Origin of the sequence: Streptomyces sp. 4N124 (assembly GCF_052245395.1) — a bacterium.
Taxonomy (GTDB): Bacteria; Actinomycetota; Actinomycetes; order Streptomycetales; family Streptomycetaceae; genus Streptomyces.
Genome location: NZ_JBQQBS010000054.1, coordinates 38,765 through 56,380, shown reverse-complemented (window position 1 = coordinate 56,380; position 17,616 = coordinate 38,765). Strand labels below are relative to the sequence as shown.

Below are 17,616 nucleotides of genomic sequence, written 5' to 3'. Positions count from 1 at the left end.
TTTCAAGACGTGGCCTCCAAGGCCTCTTCCAGGGTGAACGCCTTCGCGTACAGGGCCTTCCCTACGATCGAGCCCTCCACGCCCAGCGGTACGAGCTCGGCGATGGCCCGCAGGTCGTCCAGCGAGGAGACGCCGCCGGAGGCCACGACCGGGCGGTCGGTCGCCGCGCAGACGTTCTTCAGCAGCTCCAGGTTCGGGCCCTGGAGCGTGCCGTCCTTCGCGATGTCGGTGACCACGTACCGCGCGCAGCCCTCCTGGTTGAGGCGCTCCAGCGTCTCGTAGAGGTCGCCGCCGTCGCGGGTCCAGCCGCGCCCGCGGAGCGTGGTACCCCGTACGTCCAGACCCACCGCGATCTTGTCGCCGTGCTCGGCGATGACCTTCGCGACCCACTCCGGGGTCTCCAGGGCGGCCGTTCCCAGATTCACCCGGGTGCAGCCGGTGGCCAGGGCGGCGGCGAGGGAGGCGTCGTCCCGGATGCCGCCCGACAGCTCGACCTTGATGTCCATCGCCTTCGTGACCTCGGCGATCAGCGCGCGGTTGTCGCCGGTGCCGAACGCGGCGTCCAGGTCGACCAGGTGCAGCCACTCGGCGCCCGCCCGCTGCCAGGCGAGGGCGGCCTCCAGGGGGGAGCCGTACGACGTCTCGGTCCCGGACTCTCCATGCACGAGGCGGACGGCCTGGCCGTCGCGGACGTCGACGGCGGGGAGGAGTTCGAGCTTGCTCACAGTGTTCCGATCCAGTTGGTGAGGAGCTGGGCTCCGGCGTCGCCGGACTTCTCGGGGTGGAACTGCGTCGCCCACAGGGCACCGTTCTCCACGGCGGCCACGAAGGGCTTGCCGTGCGTCGACCAGGTGACCTTGGGGGCCGTCAGCGCCGGGTTGTGCACTTCGAGGTTCCAGTCGTGGACGGCGTAGGAGTGCACGAAGTAGAAGCGCGCGTCCGCGTCCAGACCGGCGAACAGCTCGGAGCCGGGCGCCACGTCCACGGTGTTCCAGCCCATGTGGGGCACGATGTCGGCCTGCAGCGGCTCGACCGAGCCGGGCCACTCGTCGAGGCCGGAAGTCTCGACGCCGTGCTCGATGCCGCGCGCGAACAGGATCTGCATGCCGACGCAGATGCCCATGACGGGACGGCCGCCGGCCAGACGACGGTCGACGATCCAGTCGCCGCGCGCTTCGGTCAGCCCCTTCATGCAGGCGGCGAAGGCGCCGACGCCGGGCACCAGCAGCCCGTCGGCGTTCATGGCCTTGTCATAGTCACGGGTGATCTCGACATCGGCCCCCACGCGCGCGAGGGCACGCTCGGCCGACCTCACATTGCCGAAGCCGTAGTCGAACACCACGACCTGCTTGGGTGCACTCAATTCCACACCTCCAGCCGCACCACGCCCGCGACCAGACACATCGCGGCGCCGATCGAGAGCAGCACGATGAGGCTCTTCGGCATCTCCTGCTTGGCGAAGGAGATGATCCCGCCGACCAGGAAGAGCCCGACGACGATCAGGATGGTCGACAGCCCGTTCACAGCGCGCCCTTCGTGGAAGGCAGGATTCCGGCGGCGCGCGGGTCCCGCTCGCTGGCGTACCGCAGCGCCCGGGCCAGCGCCTTGAACTGGCACTCCACGATGTGGTGCGCGTTGCGCCCGTACGGCACGTGCACGTGCAGCGCGATCTGGGCCTGGGCGACGAAGGACTCCAGGATGTGCCGGGTCATCGTGGTGTCGTACTCGCCGATCATCGGCGCCATGTTCTCGGGCTCGGTGTGCACGAGGTAGGGGCGGCCGGACAGGTCGACGGTGACCTGGGCGAGGGACTCGTCCAGCGGGACCGTGCAGTTGCCGAAGCGGTAGATCCCCACCTTGTCGCCGAGCGCCTGCTTGAAGGCGGCGCCCAGCGCGAGGGCGGTGTCCTCGATGGTGTGGTGCGAGTCGATGTGCAGGTCGCCCTCGGTCTTCACGGTCAGGTCGAACAGACCGTGCCGGCCGAGTTGGTCGAGCATGTGGTCGTAGAAGCCGACGCCGGTCGACACATCGACCTTGCCGCTGCCGTCGAGATCGATCTCGACGAGCACCGACGTCTCCTTGGTGACGCGCTCCACGCGTCCTACGCGGCTCATCAGCTCTGCTCCTTCTTGAGTTCACGGACCGCGTCGAGGAACGCGTCGTTCTCCTGTGGGGTTCCGGCGCTGACCCGCAGCCACCCCGCGATGCCGTTGTCGCGGACCAGGACGCCCTGGTCGAGGATCCGCTGCCAAGCCGTGTGAGAGTCCTCGAACCGGCCGAACTGCACGAAGTTCGCATCGGACTCGACGACTTCGTAGCCGGCCGCCCGCAACTCGCTCACCAGCCGGTCCCGCTCGGCCTTCAGCTGCTCGACGTACTTCAGCAGCGTGTCGGTGTGCTCCAGGGCCGCGAGCGCGGTCGCCTGGGTGATCGCCGAGAGGTGGTAGGGCAGCCGTACGAGCTGGACGGCGTCGACGACGGCCGGGTGCGCGGCGAGGTAGCCGAGGCGGAGCCCGGCCGCGCCGAACGCCTTCGACATCGTCCGCGAGACGACGAGATTCGGCCGGCCTTCGAGCAGCGGGAGCAGCGAGTCGCCGTGGCTGAACTCGATGTACGCCTCGTCGACCACGACCATCGACGGCTTCGCCGCCTGCGCGGCTTCGTACAGCGCGAGGACCGTCTCGGGCGGAACCGCGTTGCCCGTGGGGTTGTTGGGGGTGGTGATGAAGACGACGTCCGGCCGGTTCTCGGCGATCGCCTTCTCGGCGGCGGTGGGGTCGATCGTGAAGTCGTCGTCGCGCGGACCCGAGATCCAGCCCGTTCCGGTGCCGCGCGCGATGAGCGCGTGCATCGAGTACGACGGCTCGAAGCCGATCGCCGTACGGCCAGGTCCGCCGAAGGTCTGCAGCAGCTGCTGGATGACCTCGTTGGAGCCGTTGGCCGCCCAGACGTTGGCCAGGCCGACCTCGTGACCGGACGTGTCGGTCAGGTACTTGGCCAGCTGTGTGCGCAGCTCGACCGCGTCCCGGTCCGGGTAGCGGTTGAGGTTCCGGGCCGCCTCACGGACGCGCTCGGCGATCCGTTCGACCAGCGGCTCGGGCAGCGGGTAGGGGTTCTCGTTGGTGTTCAGCCGTACGGGGACGTCCAACTGGGGCGCGCCATAAGGGGACTTGCCACGCAGCTCGTCCCGTACGGGGAGATCGTCGATGCCAGTCACTTGCCCTCAGGTACCTTCCAGCCGAACCGCGCCTTGATCGCCGCACCGTGCGCCGGCAGGTCCTCCGCCTCCGCCAGCGTCACCACATGCTGCGCCACGTCGGCCAGCGCGTCCTTCGTGTAGTCGACGATGTGGATGCCGCGCAGGAAGGACTGGACCGACAGGCCCGAGGAGTGGCAGGCGCAGCCGCCGGTGGGCAGGACGTGGTTGGACCCGGCGGCGTAGTCGCCGAGCGAGACCGGCGCCCAGGGGCCGATGAAGATGGCACCGGCGTTCTTCACCCGGTCCGCGACCGCGGCAGCGTCAGCCGTCTGGATCTCCAGGTGCTCGGCGCCGTACGCGTCCACCACCCGCAGCCCCTCGTCGACGCCGTCGACGAGCACGACCGCGGACTGCCGGCCCTTCAGCGCCGGGACGACCCGGTCCTCGATGTGCTTGGTGGCCGCGACCTGCGGCTCCAGCTCCTTCTCGACCGCGTCCGCGAGCTCGACGGAGTCGGTGACGAGGACGGCGGCGGCCAGCGGGTCGTGCTCGGCCTGGCTGATCAGGTCGGAGGCGACGTGCACCGGGTCGGCGGTGGCGTCGGCGAGGATCGCGATCTCGGTCGGGCCCGCCTCGGCGTCGATGCCGATCTTGCCGGTGAAGTAGCGCTTGGCGGCGGCGACCCAGATGTTGCCGGGGCCGGTGACCATGTTGGCGGGCGGGCAGGACTCGGTGCCGTACGCGAACATCGCGACGGCCGTGGCACCACCGGCCGCGTACACCTCGTCGACGCCGAGCAGCGCGCACGCGGCGAGGATCGTCGGGTGCGGCAGGCCGTCGAACTCGGCCTGGGCAGGCGAGGCGAGCGCGATCGACTCGACGCCGGCCTCCTGGGCGGGCACGACGTTCATGATCACGGAGGACGGGTAGACCGACCGGCCGCCGGGCGCGTAGAGCCCGACCCGCTCGACCGGCACCCACTTCTCGGTGACCGAGCCGCCGGGCACGACCTGGGTCGTGTGTGTCGTACGGCGCTGCTCGCGGTGGACGAGACGAGCGCGCCGGATGGATTCCTCCAGGGCGGCACGCACGGCGGGGTCGAGTTCTTCGAGTGCCTTGTCGAGTGCCTCGGCCGGGACCCGTACGGAATCCAGACGTACCCCGTCGAACTTCTCGGCGAAGTCGATCAGCGCCGCGTCGCCCCGATGATGCACGGCCTCGCAGATCGGACGCACCTTCTCGAGGGCGGCCGCAACGTCGAAGTCGGCTCGGGGCAGCAGGTCGCGCAGGGCGGGACCCTCCGGGAGGGCGTCGCCGCGCAGATCGATTCGGGAGATCACGGTGCCAATTCTCGCAGACCGGAGTCGGGCGTCGTCCGCGCATTCCAATGGCTGATACAGGACCTGGAAGATCCCCTTCACGGTTAGCGTTCGGGGCGTCACTCAGCGGGCATGAACGGTTGTACGAAACCTATGAGTAACAGGAGGAAGGAACTACCGTGACCGAGGGCGCCGGCATCCGCGCCGGGGAGCTGCCGGACGATCTGACCGCCGCCGAGGCCGGCATGTGGCAGGCCTTCCGCAACGGCAGCGTGTACGACCTGAGCAGCGGAGACGCGATCGTCGACGATCCGCACGGCGGGCACCCGTGGGGACCGGAGCGGACGGTGCGGGCGCGGATCGTGTGCTGGCTGCTGCTGGACGGCCCGCCCGCCCTCGCGGGCCGCGTGTCGTCCCTGAAGCTCACCGGCGTGCAGATCAGCGGCACCCTGGACCTCGCGGGCGGCACGATCACGCCCTACGTCGAGCTGCGCGGCTGCCGTTTCGAACGGGAGGTCCTGCTGCCGGAGGCCCGCTTCACCACCGTACGGCTGGTGGACTGCTCGGTGCCGCGGCTGGAGGCGGCCCGGGTGCACACGGAGGGCGATCTGCATCTGCCGCGCTGCCGGTTCCACAACGGAGTACGGCTGACCGACGCGCAGATCGGCACGGATCTGCTGATCAACCAGGCCATCGTCTACCGGGACCGCAGCGGGCGCTCCATCTCCGGGGACGGCATGACCATCGGCCAGGACCTCCAGGCCGAGCTGCTCGAATCGCACGGCGAGCTGCGGCTGCGCGGGGCCAACGTCGGCGTGTCGCTGAGTCTGCGGGGCGCCCGGCTGGCCAACCCGTACACCCGGTTCGCGTTGAACGCGCCGCAGCTGACCGTGGGGCGGACGCTGTATCTCACACCCGCCGGTGTCGGCAGCGTGCTGCTGAGCGGGACCACACCCGCGCGCGGGACGCGGGTCCAGCGGGTCGAGTGCGAGGGCGGGGTGCGGCTGGACGACGGGCGGTTCGGGGACTCCGTCGACTTCGAGCGGGCCCGGTTCACCTTCACCGACGAGCAGGAGCTGTCGCTGCGGCGGGTGCAGACGCCGGAGTTGCGCTTCCTCGGGGAGAGGCCGGCGCGCGGGCGTGTCGTGCTCTCGGGGGCGAAGATCGTCAACCTGATGGACCGGAGGGACAGCTGGCCCGGCCCCGGGCGACTGCACATGGGCGGCTTCGCCTACGAGAACCTCGTGCCGCGCGGCCCGTTCCCGCTCGCCGAGCGGCTGGAGTGGGTGGCCGCCGCGACCGCCGAGTACAACCCGGAGCCGTACGAGCGACTGGCGACCGTGCTGCGGGCCGGGGGCGAGGACGAGGACGCCCGCGAGGTGCTGCTGGCCAAGCAGCGCCGGCGGCGCGAGACGCTGCCGCCGGCGGCCAAGCTGTGGGGGTATGTGCAGGACTTGACGGTGGCCTACGGCTACCGGCCCGGCCGGGCGGCGGTCTGGATGGCGCTGCTGTGGGCGGCGAGCTCGGTGGCCTTCACGCACGCCGACCATCCGCCGATCAAGTCCGGCGAGCATCCGCCGTGGAACCCGGCCCTCTTCGCGCTCGACCTGCTTCTGCCCGTCATCGACCTCGGTCAGGTGAGTTTCTTCGGGCTGCGCGGCGGCTGGCAGTGGCTGGCCGCGGCGATGATCCTGGTCGGCTGGATCCTTGCGACGGCGGTGGCGGCGGGGGCGACGCGGCTGCTGCGACGGGGCTGACGTACGTGCGGGAGCTGCCCGACAGGAGCTGACGCAGGTGCGGCAGCTGCCCACCAGGTGGTCGGTGCGCACGCGCGTTCTCCCGCGACCACTAGGCTTTTGCGCCGTGACCACCGTCCGGCTTCCGCTCTTCCCCCTGAACTCGGTGCTGTTCCCGGGACTCGTGCTCCCGTTGAACGTCTTCGAGGAGCGTTATCGCGCCATGATGCGAGAACTGCTCAAGTCCCCCGAGGACGAACCGCGCCGTTTCGCCGTCGTGGCGATCCGCGACGGCCACGAGGTGGCCGCCAGCGCGCCCGGCATGCCGGACCCGACGGCCCTGCCCGAGCGCGGGCCCGCCGCCGGCTTCGGCACCGACCCCGTCAAGGCGTTCCACGGCGTGGGCTGTGTGGCGGACGCGGCGACGATCCGGGAGCGGGCCGACGGCACGTTCGAGGTACTGGCGACGGGGACGACCCGCGTGCGGCTGCTGTCGGTCGACGCGTCCGGTCCCTTCCTGACGGCCGAGCTGGAGGAGCTGACGGAGGACCGCGGCGACGAGGCGGGGGCGCTGGCCGAGGGGGTGCTGCGGGCGTTCAGGCAGTACCAGAAGCGGCTGGCGGGGGCGCGGGAACGGTCGCTGTCGACGGGTGCGGAGCTGCCGGACGAGCCGGCCGTGGTCTCGTATCTCGTGGCCGCCGCGATGATGCTGGACACCCCGACGAAGCAGCGTCTGCTCCAGGCGCCGGACACCGCGTCCCGGCTGCGCGACGAACTGAAACTCCTTCGCTCCGAGACGGCCATCATCCGTAACCTGCCGTCGTTGCCGGCGTCGGACCTGACGCGCGGCCCGACGAACCTCAACTGAACCTGGGAAAAGGCCGGATGGCGAAGAAGTCGAAGAAGCAGCACCAGTCGGGCGGAACGCCCGCGACAGTCGCCCTGACAGCGGCAGGCGCGGACTTCACGGTCCACGCCTACGAACACGACCCCGCGCACCCCTCCTACGGCGAGGAAGCGGCCGAGGCGATGGGTGTCTCCCCGGAGCGGGTCTTCAAGACGTTGGTCGCGGACGTCGACGGCGCCCTGGTGGTCGGCGTCGTCCCGGTGTCCGGCTCACTGGACCTCAAGGCCCTGGCGACGGCGGTGGGCGGCAAGAAGGCGACGATGGCGGACCCGGCCCTGGCGGAGCGCACGACGGGCTATGTCCGGGGCGGTATCTCCCCGTTGGGCCAGCGCAAGAAGCTCCGGACGGTCCTGGACGCCTCGGCGACGGCCTTCGACACGATCTGCGTCTCGGCGGGCCGCCGCGGCCTGGAGGTCGAACTGTCCCCGAAGGACCTGACCGACCTCACGAACGCCACCCTCGCCCCGATCGCCCGCGCCTGACCCCTCGACGCCGGTCCCTTCCTCGGTTAAGCAGAGGGGACATGTCGAAGAAAACCCGAAAACGCAAGTGGCGTATGAAAAAGGGCCGAGCAAATCATGGCCGCCGCCCAGCCTGACCCAAGCCCGTCCGGCGTACCAGGGTGAAACCGCCTCGGCCACAACCAGCCCGTCCGGCGCCTGTGGCCGAGAACGGCCATGCCCACCCCCACCCACTGAGGGCACCTCACTCCTCGACACCGACCCGCACAACCCAGCCCACCCGGCGCTTCAGGACGAGAACAACCATCCCCAACCCCCACCCACCCACTGAGGGCGGCCCATTCTTCGGCGCCGGTCCGTGCATTTCAGCCCGTTGGGGGTGCCCCCTCTGGGGGAGTTTGAGGACGAGGCCGTTCAGGCCGAAGCGGGGGTCTGGGGGCGGCAGCCCCCAGGATGGGACGGGTAGGGGCGGCGGGGGCGAATCAACCCCCGCCGCAACCACAGCGGACCGCCCCTACGCAGGCGGCACCCCAGCAGGCTGCTGATACGGCTCCGGATCCCGCGGCCCGAACAACGCCGTGAGCCCCAGGTGCACCACCAGCCCAGCCAGCGGCCACGCCAGCAACGCGCCCTTCGCCCCCAGCTTCAGCGGCGCGGAGAAGGTGACTCCCTTGCCCACATCCTTGGCATGGGCGATGACGTCCTCGGCCGGCCCGAGCCAGATCCCCACCCGCCAGGCCAGCAACGCCCCGAGCAGCCCTCCGACGGCCAGCCCCACCACCAGCGGCACCCCGCCACGCCGCCGCACGAGGAACACGACGAAGGCGCTCACGACACCGAAGGCGACGGCCAGCAGAGTGAACGTGCCGTCCACCCCCACCGCCTGCTCCCCCTCGGTGTCCTTGAGGTAGACGACCCAGTTCTTGTCGACGACGTCCCCCACCAGCGGCACCCGCGGCGCCAGCCAGGCCCACACCACGCCCAGCAGCAGTCCGCCGAGCGCCACCACGACCGCGATCACCGCGGCTTCCCGCACTTCGGTCTTCATCCCGGGCCCGTCCTGTCCGTACCCGACATCATGCGTCGCGAGGGCCCCGTACGCCTGCCCGGCAGGCGACGGCGGCCACCCACCGTGGGGCGGCTGTTCATGCGGCGGCGGAGGAGGAGTCAGCGGTGCGGTCACCCTGACATCGTGCCAGGCCCGCCTGTGCGGTGTGTCACCGGACGGCAGCCCGGCGATACGCCCAGGTCGCGACGGCCAGCGACACCACGCCCACAACCCCGCAGACGGCGAGGTCACCGAGCACGAACGCCCAGTCCGGACTCGGCCCGAACGTACGCGCGAAGGCCTCCACGCCGTAGGTCGACGGCAGCAGATCCCGCAGGAACCGCACCCCTTCCGGCATCCGCTCCGCCGGCAGCACGCCCAGCAGCAGCGCCGCCGACATGCCCAACTGCCCGAGCAGCGTGGCCAGTTCCGGCCGCGGCGCGAGCAGCCCGAGGGCCGCCCCGAGCCCGGCGAGCGCGGCACCGGCGAGCGGGATCACCGCCGCCAGCACCCACAGATGCGCCAGCGGCAGCCCGAACAGCGCGCACCCGAACACCGCCGTCACGACGGTCCCCGGCACGGTGAACGACGCGTACGCGCCCGCCGCCCCCAGCACCACCGCCGCCGGCGGCACCGGCAGCGTCGCGTAGTGGTCGAGCCCGCCGCTGGCCCGCAGCTGCCCGAAGTACTGGGCGAGCAGGTTCAGGGCGACGAAGGCCACGACGAGCACCGACGACCCGGCCACCACGGCCCGCGCCTCGCCCCCGCCGTCCACGACCCCGCGCATCAGGACCATGATCCCGATCGACTGGAAGGTCGCCACGAACAGCAGCGGTATCCGCGCGACCCGCGCCCGGGACAGCTGCGCCCGGTACACGGCGGCGAGGGACGGCCACAGCCGCGCCCGCGGCCCGAGGACGGCCGCACCATCGGCGGCCTCCTCCACGCCCAGGGCCCCGCCCGGCAGGACATCGGCGGATACGACACTCACGTCGAAGTGCTCCCCTTCGTACGGCCCACTGAGGCAGTCCCCCTGTCCCCCACGGATACGGATACGACGATCCGCGCGCTCATGCCTTCACCAGCCCCTGCGCATCGCCGCCCAGCGCCAGGTACACGTCCTCCAGGCTCGGCGTGGCCAGCGTGAAGTCGTCCAGGGCGGTGAACGCGGCCCCGCCGGTGACCGTGGCGACGGCCACCCGGGCCTCCTCGGGTGCGAGCCGCAGCGTCCAGCGGCGCCCCGACTCCACGGCCCGTTCCCGCAGCGCGGCGACCTCGGGCACCTCCAGCGGCGCCCGGTCCCGCCACACCAGCTCGACCCGGACCTCCCCGGCGACCTGCTCCTTGAGCCCGGCGGGGCTGTCGCAGGCGATCACGCGTCCCTGGTCGAGGACGGCGACCCGGTCGAGGACGGTCTCGGCCTCGATGACGTTGTGGGTGACCAGCAGCACGGTGGTGCCGCGTTCGGCCCGGCGCCGGTCCACCGCGGACCACACGGCCCGCCGCGCCACCGGGTCCATACCGGTGGTCGGCTCATCGAGGACCAGCAGCGATCGCTCCCCCACCAGCGCCGAAGCGAAACAGGCCAGCCGCCGCTGCCCGCCGGACAGCTTCCTGATCGGGCGCCCGGCGAGCGGCGTGAGGCCCAGCTCGTCGAGTACGTCGTCCCGCTCGGCCCGCGCCCGCTTCACTTCGAGTCCGCGCAGCCGCCCGGTGGTCTCGGCGGCGAGCGACACGGTGAGGTCGTCGAGGGCGGTGGACTCCTGGCCGAGGTAGGCGAGGATCCGGGCGGCCCGCTCCGGATGCCGCACGATGTCGTGCCCGAGGATCTCCACGCTGCCGCGGTCCGGCCGCATCAGCCCGGTCAGCTGCCGTACGAGGGTGGTCTTCCCGGCGCCGTTCGGCCCGAGCAGCCCGAAGATCTCACCCCGTCGGATGTCCAGCCGTACATCGTCGGTGGCCCTGACCTCGGGCGTCGCCGGAACCCCGCGCCGACCCCGCACCGCGGGATAGGTCTTCGTCAGCCCGCGCACCGCGCACACGACATCCCGACCGTGCCGAAGTGCCTGTCCCGTGCGCATGCTCACAAGGGACGAGAGTACGGGGTCGGGAACCTCCGCTCCCCCTCGGGGGCGGCGTATGTGCCGTTTCACTCCCCCGCGGGAGCGTGTTCCGCGGCCGTCCGCACATCGATCTCACGCCAGAACCCGGCCCGGATCGCATAGCGGTCGTGCTCGTCGATCTGGTCGTCCTTGTGGGCGAGGAGCCCGAACCTGGCGGCGTACCGCAGCAGTTCCCCGTCGATGCGGTGCGGAATGCGCGGATACATCCCCGACAGCTTCTGCAGGTGGCTCTGGTCCCCGAGCCGCCCCATCCACCGCCGGGCGAACACCTGTCCCACCTCGTACGGATCACCGCCGACCGTGGTGATGTCCTCCTCCCGGTCCGCCCACCGCTGCTCCGCCGTGGTCAGCTGCGCCAGCGTCGGCATGGAGGCGACGTCGGGCGGTTCGGCCGCGACACCGGGCCGGTCGACCCAGCCCTTGTCGGAGGACCACCGCAGCGTCGCGCTCGCGGGGTGCTTGTCGGCCTGGGTGCCGCCGGGGGCGCGCAGCGCGGCCAGGTCCTTGGGGGTGGGCACGCCGCCCTTGGGCGCGGGCACCCGCTCCTGCGTGCCGTTCTCGGAGACGGTGGCCGCGGGCGGGTGCTCCCTGTCCTCGGCGGCCCGCTCGGCCGAGGAGAGCGCGGACTCCGGCAGCGGCGCGGAGAGGATCGCGGCGATCTCGGGCCGCGGCACCGGCGGCGGCGCGCAGATCCCGCCGAGATCCTTGGCCCGTACCGCCTTGGTGATCCATGTACGGTCGAGCACGCGCCGCTCGTCCGCCTCGGCGACCAGATCCTCGGACTGGTTGTAGTCGCCGTCCGCCGCCTGCACGGCCCACAGGTGTACGGCGACCCCGTGCTCCTTGGCGGCCATCATGCCCGGCAGCAGATCACCGTCGCCGGTGACCAGGACGATGTCGGAGCAGGCGCGGTTGCGGGCCAGCTCGGTCAGCTCGGCGTGCATCGCGGCGTCGACGCCCTTCTGGGCCCAGCGTCCGTCGCTGCGAGTCAGGGCGCCGAGCCGGACGGTGACGCGGGGCATCACGCGCAGCCTGCGGTGCTCGGGCTGGGGGACGCGGTCGGGGGCGCCGTCGAACCAGTAGATACGCAGCAGCGGCCGTTCGGTGTCCGACTCGGCGCGTTCGCGCAGGCCGTGGATGAGGGCGGTGTGGTCGACGGTGATGCGGGAACGTGAGGGCTCTCCGGCGAGAAGAGAGGCGGCGGCCCCCAGCAGATACCCGGCGTCCACCAGGACGATGCAGCGGTCCACGCGATCCACCCTCTTTCCGGGAGGTTTGCTTCGGGCTTCCTTCGAGTCTGCCCGACCACGCGAGGGTTAACGGTCGGAACTCGATCTTCGGCGTGGCGTTTCGGGGCATCGCTTCCCCGACTAGCACTGTCACACAGGGTAATTATCCGAAATGCGTTCCTTGCCAGCCTATGTGAGTCTGGTCGCGGCCCTGGCCCCTAGATCCCCCACAGGAGGCAGATCACCATGGCCAAGAACAAGAAACAGGACCGGAAGCAGCCGCAGTCCGAGCGCGGGCAGCAGCAGGCCCAGCAGTCCTCGATGGAGGCGCAGGCCGAGCAGCGCCTGTCCCAGGTGACTCCCAGCGACATCGCGCGCAAGGGCAAGCAGAAGCGCTTCGGTCACAACTGACATCTTCATAACGGGCTGTTGCGGCCCAGGCACAAGACGAGGGGCGCACCCCGCACGGTGCGCCCCTCTCGCAGCACTACGGCTCAGCCGGCCAGACAGGACGGCCCGAGCAGTACCTTCAGGTCGCCGAAGAGCGCGGGATCCGGCTTCACCCGGTGCCGGTCCAGCCGCAGCACGGTCGTCTTCCGCGGCCCCTGGAGCTTGATCCGCACCTCGCTCTCGCCCTTGTGATGGCTGAGGATCTCCCCGAGGCGGCTGACCATGGGCGGGGTGACCCGGGTGGCCGGGATGGTGAGGATCACGGGGGCGTTGGTGCCCGCGTTCGACAGGTCGGGGACCTGGAGCTCCATCGCGACGAGCCGCGGCACGTCCTCGCGCTTGTCGAGGCGGCCCTTGACGAACACCACGGCGTCCTCGACGAGTTGGGTCGACACCAGTTGGTACGTCGCCGGGAAGAACATGCACTCGATGGAACCGGCGAGGTCCTCGACCGTGGCGATCGCCCAGGCGTTGCCCTGCTTGGTCATCTTGCGCTGGAGGCCCGAGATGATGCCGCCGATGGTGACGACCGCGCCGTCCGCGTGCTCACCTCCGGTGAGCTGGGCGATGCCCGCGTCGGCCTTGTCGGACAGCACATGCTCCAGGCCGAAGAGCGGGTGGTCGGAGACGTACAGACCGAGCATCTCCCGCTCCTGGGCGAGCAGATACGTCTTGTCCCACTCCTCGGTGGTGAACTCCACGTCGAGTCCGAAGCCGGGCTCGCTGGTGTCCTCCTCGCCCATCCCGCCGAAGAGGTCGAACTGTCCCTCGGCCTCCTTGCGCTTGACCGCCACCACGTTGTCGATCATCGGCTCGAAGTGTGCGGTGAGGCCCTTGCGGGTGTGCCCCATGGAGTCGAACGCACCCGCCTTGATGAGCGATTCGGTGGTGCGCTTGTTGCAGGCGGCGGCCTCGACCTTGTCGAGGTAGTCGGGGAAGGAGGCGTACTTCCCCTTCGCGTTGCGGGACCGGATGATCGAGTCGACCACGTTCGTGCCGACGTTGCGCACGGCCTCCAGGCCGAAGAGGATCACGTCGTCGCCCTGGGCGGCGAAGTTGTGCAGCGACTCGTTGACGTTCGGCGGGAGCACCCTGATGCCCATGCGGCGGCACTCGTTGAGGTAGACGGCCGACTTGTCCTTGTCGTCCTTGACCGAGGTGAGCAACGCGGCCATGTACTCGGCGGGGTGGTTCGCCTTGAGGAACGCGGTCCAGTACGAGACGAGTCCGTACGCCGCCGAGTGCGCCTTGTTGAACGCGTATCCGGCGAACGGGACCAGCACGTCCCACAGGGCCTGGATCGCCTCGTCGCTGTAGCCCTTGTCCCGGGCGCCCTGCTGGAAGAGGACGAAGTTCTTCGCCAGTTCGTCGGGCTTCTTCTTGCCCATCACGCGGCGGAGGATGTCGGCCTCGCCGAGTGAGTAGCCCGCGATGATCTGGGCGGCCTTCTGCACCTGCTCCTGATAGACGATCAGGCCGTAGGTGACGGCCAGGACCTCTTCGAGGGGCTCCTCCAGCTCCTTGTGGATCGGCGTGATCTCCTGGAGGCCGTTCTTGCGCAGGGCGTAGTTGGTGTGCGAGTCCATGCCCATCGGGCCCGGGCGGTACAGGGCCGACACGGCGGAGATGTCTTCGAAGTTGTCGGGCTTCATCAGCCGCAGCAGCGAGCGCATGGGGCCGCCGTCGAACTGGAAGACGCCGAGTGTCTCGCCGCGCTGGAGCAGTTCGAAGGTCTTCGGATCGTCGAGCGGAAGGGCCAGCAGGTCGAGATCGATGCCCTTGTTGGACTTCACCATCTTGACGGCGTCGTCCATGATCGTCAGGTTGCGCAGGCCGAGGAAGTCCATCTTCAGCAGGCCGAGCGACTCGCACTGCGGGTAGTCCCACTGCGTGATGGTCACGCCGTCCGTGTGCCGCACCCAGACCGGGGCGTGGTCGACGATGGGTTCACTGGACATGATGACGCCGGCGGCGTGCACACCCATCTGCCGGACCAGGCCCTCGACGCCCTTGGCGGTGTCGATGACCTTCTTCACGTCCGGCTCGTTCTCGTACATCGCGCGGATCTCGCCGGCCTCGCTGTAGCGCGGGTGCGAGGGGTCGGTGATGCCGTTGAGGTCGATGCCCTTGCCGAGGACGTCGGCGGGCATCGCCTTGGTGAGGCGGTCGCCCATGGCGTACGGGTAGCCCAGCACGCGCGCGGAGTCCTTGATGGCGTTCTTGGCCTTGATCTTGCCGTACGTGCCGATCATGGCGACCTTGTCGGCGCCGTATTTCTCCGTCACGTACCTGATCACCTCGACGCGCCTGCGCTCGTCGAAGTCGATGTCGACGTCGGGCATGGAGACGCGCTCGGGGTTGAGGAACCGCTCGAAGATCAGGCCGTGCGGGATCGGGTCGAGGTCGGTGATGCCCATGGCGTACGCGACGATCGAGCCGGCCGCGGAACCACGGCCCGGACCGACCGCGATGCCCTGGTTCTTGGCCCACATGATGAAGTCGGCGACGACGAGGAAGTAGCCCGGGAACCCCATCTGGATGATGACGTCCATCTCGTACTCGGCCTGCTTCTGCCGGTCCTCGGGGACGCCGCCCGGAAAGCGGCGCTCCATGCCGCGGCGGACCTCCTCCTTGAACCAGGTGACCTCGGTGAAGCCCTCGGGGATGTCAAACTTCGGCATGAGGTTCTTGGCCTCGAACATGCCGGTGGTGTCGATCTGCTCGGCCACCAGGAGGGTGTTGGCGCAGCCCTCCTGCCAGGCGTCCGAGGAGTCGATGGCGTACATCTCGTCCGTGGACTTCAGGTAGTAGCCGGTGCCGTCGAACTTGAAGCGGTCCGGGTCGGAGAGGTTCTTGCCGGTCTGGATGCACAGCAGCGCGTCGTGCGCCGTCGCCTCGTGCGCGTACGTGTAGTGCGAGTCGTTGGTGACCAGGGGCGGGATGCCGAGCTTTTTGCCGATCTCCAGCAGTCCGTCGCGGACCCGGCGCTCGATCTCGATGCCGTGGTCCATCAGCTCCAGGAAGTAGCGGTCCTTGCCGAAGATCTCCTGGTACTCGGCGGCCGACTTCAGGGCCTCGTCGAACTGGCCCAGGCGCAGCCGGGTCTGCAGTTCGCCGGAGGGGCAGCCGGTGGAGGCGATGAGCCCCTCGGACCACTGGGAGATGGTCTCCTTGTCCATCCGCGGCCACTTCTGCAGCCAGCCCTCGGCATACGCGTCGGAGGAGAGCCGGAAGAGGTTGTGCAAGCCGGTGGAGTTCGCCGCCCAGATCGTCTTGTGGGTGTAACCACCGGAACCGGAGACGTCGTCGCGCTTCTGGTGCGGCTGGCCCCACTGGATCTTGCGCTTGTTTCGCCGGGACTCGGGGGCGACATAGGCCTCGATCCCGATGATCGGGGTGACTCCGGCCTTCTTCGCGGAATGGAAGAAGTCGTACGCCCCGTGCAGGTTGCCGTGGTCGGACATCGCGATATGGGTCATGCCCATCTCGTTGCACGCGTCGAACATGTCCTTGAGCCGCGCGGCACCGTCCAGCAGTGAGTACTGGGTGTGGACGTGCAGGTGCGTGAACGGCGGCTTTGACACGGCGTGACCTCCAAGGAAAACGCTCGGCGACAGGCTGCGGACAGTCTGGGGGGACAGCGTCGAAGTCTATGCCTGAGCACTGACACTCGGCGGGCACTCCCGCGTACCTTCGTGCGTTGGAAGGGGACGGACCAGCCCGTCCATCCGGACGTCACATCCGCCCCACATGTCACGCACCACCCTCGCACCAGGAGGCACCAGGCAATGTCGGTCCCGCAGCTCAGCGCCGAGCAACGCGGCGAGGAGATCCTCACCGTCTTCGACACCGCCTTCGGCGAGCTCCTGGCCGCCGACCCGGCCGCGTTCCGCGTGAAGTTCCGCAAGATGGCGGCCTCGGCGTTCGCGTTCTACCGGGGCACGGCGTGCCTCTTCTACCACGACCAGGACGCGGAGAAGCGCGGCGGACCGTACCTGGACGAGCGCACCTCGCGGGTGTGGATCCACGGCGACCTGCACGCCGAGAACTTCGGCACGTACATGGACGCCAACGGCCGGCTGATCTTCAACGTCAACGACTTCGACGAGGCGTACGTCGGACCCTTCACCTGGGACCTCAAGCGCTTCTCCGCCTCCATCGCGCTGATCGGCTACGCGAAGGCACTCAGTGACGAGCAGATCACCGAGCTGGTGCAGGTGTACGCGGGCGCTTACCGCGAGCGGATCCACGCCCTGGCGACCGGCGCCAAGCGCGACGAGGTGCCACCGTTCACGCTGGACACCGCCCAGGGCGCTCTGCTGGACGCGCTGCGTGACGCCCGCTCACTGACCCGTTTCGGACTGCTGGAGTCGATGACCGAGATCCGCGACTTCGAGCGCCGCTTCGCGCCGGGCGGCGGTTCCATCGAACTGGACGCGGCCACCCGCTACAAGGTGCTCGCGGCCTTCGACGGCTACCTGGAGACACTGCCCGAGGCCTCGCTCTCCCGCCCGGACTCCTACCGTGTCAAGGATGTCGTCGGCCGCCGCGGCATCGGCATCGGCTCGGCCGGTCTGCCCTCGTACAACATCCTCCTGGAGGGCCACACCGACGCCCTGGAGAACGATGTCGTCATCTACATCAAGCAGGCCCAGACCCCGGCGGCCTCCCGCCACATCACCGATCCGGCGATCCGCGACTACTTCCAGCACGAGGGCCACCGCACGGTGATCTCCCAGCGCGCCCTCCAGGCGCACGCCGACCCGTGGCTGGGCTGGACCGAGCTGGACGGCTCCGGTCAGCTGGTCGCCGAGGTCTCGCCGTACGCCGTGGACCTGGACTGGGGTGACATCGACGAGCCGGAGGAGATCGCGGCGGTCGTCGCCGACCTCGGCCGGGCCACGGCGACGATGCACGCCGCGGCGGACGACACCTCCGGCGAGTCCCTGGTGCCGTTCTCCACGGAGCGGGCCATCGACGCTGCGATCGCGGCGGACTCCGACGACGGCGCCGGCTTCGCGGACCTGCTGGTCGACTTCGCGCACAGCTACGGCGCACGCGCGCGTGCGGACCACCAGATCTTCCTGGACCTGTTCCGCAACGGCCGGATTCCGGGTCTGTGACGGAAGGGCCACTCACAGGAA

Annotated in this window: 16 protein-coding genes; 5 read left to right on the top strand and 11 right to left on the bottom strand. The window is 70.0% G+C overall.

The features are described 5' to 3' along the window. Positions 1-2: 2 nt before the first annotated feature. From priA to hisD, 6 genes are read right to left on the bottom strand one after another with little or no spacing between them, the layout of a single operon-like run. Entirely contained in the window at positions 3-725 is a 723-nt protein-coding gene (priA, locus tag ACTWQO_RS37805; RefSeq protein ID WP_443241901.1) for a bifunctional 1-(5-phosphoribosyl)-5-((5-phosphoribosylamino)methylideneamino)imidazole-4-carboxamide isomerase/phosphoribosylanthranilate isomerase PriA, read from the bottom strand. Then, on the bottom strand, positions 722-1,363 hold the full coding sequence (gene hisH / locus ACTWQO_RS37800; RefSeq protein WP_443241900.1) for an imidazole glycerol phosphate synthase subunit HisH: 642 nt from the start codon (positions 1,361-1,363) through the stop codon (positions 722-724). The genes priA and hisH overlap by 4 nt, the downstream gene beginning before the upstream one ends. After that, positions 1,360-1,524, bottom strand: a complete 165-nt coding sequence (locus tag ACTWQO_RS37795) for a hypothetical protein (protein WP_443241899.1) — start codon at positions 1,522-1,524, stop codon at positions 1,360-1,362. Before ACTWQO_RS37795 ends, hisH begins: the two co-directional genes overlap by 4 nt. Continuing rightward, complete coding sequence (gene hisB / locus ACTWQO_RS37790; protein WP_030932889.1) at positions 1,521-2,114, bottom strand: imidazoleglycerol-phosphate dehydratase HisB; 594 nt, start codon at positions 2,112-2,114, stop codon at positions 1,521-1,523. The genes ACTWQO_RS37795 and hisB overlap by 4 nt, the downstream gene beginning before the upstream one ends. Next, positions 2,114-3,217 (bottom strand): histidinol-phosphate transaminase, encoded by a 1,104-nt coding sequence (locus tag ACTWQO_RS37785; RefSeq protein WP_443241898.1) that lies wholly within the window; start codon positions 3,215-3,217, stop codon positions 2,114-2,116. Before ACTWQO_RS37785 ends, hisB begins: the two co-directional genes overlap by 1 nt. Further along, positions 3,214-4,539, bottom strand: coding sequence for a histidinol dehydrogenase (gene hisD / locus ACTWQO_RS37780; RefSeq protein ID WP_443241897.1), 1,326 nt, complete (start codon positions 4,537-4,539; stop codon positions 3,214-3,216). The genes ACTWQO_RS37785 and hisD overlap by 4 nt, the downstream gene beginning before the upstream one ends. A 158-nt stretch (positions 4,540-4,697) precedes the next feature. Here hisD and ACTWQO_RS37775 point away from each other — a divergent pair, with 158 nt between their 5' ends. From ACTWQO_RS37775 to ybaK, 3 genes are all read left to right on the top strand, one after another. Further along, complete coding sequence (locus ACTWQO_RS37775; protein ID WP_443241896.1) at positions 4,698-6,275, top strand: oxidoreductase; 1,578 nt, start codon at positions 4,698-4,700, stop codon at positions 6,273-6,275. Positions 6,276-6,381: 106 nt separating this feature from the next. Then, positions 6,382-7,122, top strand: coding sequence for an LON peptidase substrate-binding domain-containing protein (locus ACTWQO_RS37770; protein WP_443241895.1), 741 nt, complete (start codon positions 6,382-6,384; stop codon positions 7,120-7,122). A gap of 17 nt (positions 7,123-7,139) precedes the next feature. Beyond that, positions 7,140-7,643 (top strand): Cys-tRNA(Pro) deacylase, encoded by a 504-nt coding sequence (gene ybaK, locus ACTWQO_RS37765; RefSeq protein ID WP_443241894.1) that lies wholly within the window; start codon positions 7,140-7,142, stop codon positions 7,641-7,643. A 493-nt stretch (positions 7,644-8,136) separates the two neighbouring features. On the opposite strand, the gene ACTWQO_RS37760 is transcribed toward ybaK, so the two are convergent. From ACTWQO_RS37760 to ACTWQO_RS37745, 4 genes are all read right to left on the bottom strand, one after another. Next, positions 8,137-8,805 carry an AAA family ATPase gene (locus ACTWQO_RS37760; RefSeq protein WP_443241893.1) on the bottom strand — a complete coding sequence of 223 codons (669 nt, stop codon included), beginning with the start codon at positions 8,803-8,805 and terminating at the stop codon, positions 8,137-8,139. 34 nt (positions 8,806-8,839) lie between these two features. Then, a complete protein-coding gene (locus ACTWQO_RS37755; RefSeq protein ID WP_362951538.1) occupies positions 8,840-9,661 on the bottom strand; it encodes an ABC transporter permease in 822 nt (273 codons plus the stop codon). A 79-nt stretch (positions 9,662-9,740) separates the two neighbouring features. Further along, positions 9,741-10,712, bottom strand: coding sequence for an ABC transporter ATP-binding protein (locus tag ACTWQO_RS37750; RefSeq protein ID WP_362951539.1), 972 nt, complete (start codon positions 10,710-10,712; stop codon positions 9,741-9,743). Between the two features lie 107 nt (positions 10,713-10,819). Beyond that, positions 10,820-12,043, bottom strand: a complete 1,224-nt coding sequence (locus tag ACTWQO_RS37745; protein ID WP_443241892.1) for an NYN domain-containing protein — start codon at positions 12,041-12,043, stop codon at positions 10,820-10,822. Between the two features lie 225 nt (positions 12,044-12,268). Here ACTWQO_RS37745 and ACTWQO_RS37740 point away from each other — a divergent pair, with 225 nt between their 5' ends. Then, positions 12,269-12,433, top strand: a complete 165-nt coding sequence (locus tag ACTWQO_RS37740; protein ID WP_301979204.1) for a hypothetical protein — start codon at positions 12,269-12,271, stop codon at positions 12,431-12,433. A gap of 83 nt (positions 12,434-12,516) precedes the next feature. On the opposite strand, the gene dnaE is transcribed toward ACTWQO_RS37740, so the two are convergent. After that, a complete protein-coding gene (gene dnaE / locus ACTWQO_RS37735) occupies positions 12,517-16,056 on the bottom strand; it encodes a DNA polymerase III subunit alpha (RefSeq protein WP_443241891.1) in 3,540 nt (1,179 codons plus the stop codon). Between the two features lie 204 nt (positions 16,057-16,260). Between dnaE and ACTWQO_RS37730 the strand changes: the two genes are divergently transcribed. Further along, positions 16,261-17,595, top strand: a complete 1,335-nt coding sequence (locus ACTWQO_RS37730) for a DUF2252 domain-containing protein (RefSeq protein WP_443241890.1) — start codon at positions 16,261-16,263, stop codon at positions 17,593-17,595. The last annotated feature ends 21 nt before the right edge of the window (positions 17,596-17,616 follow it).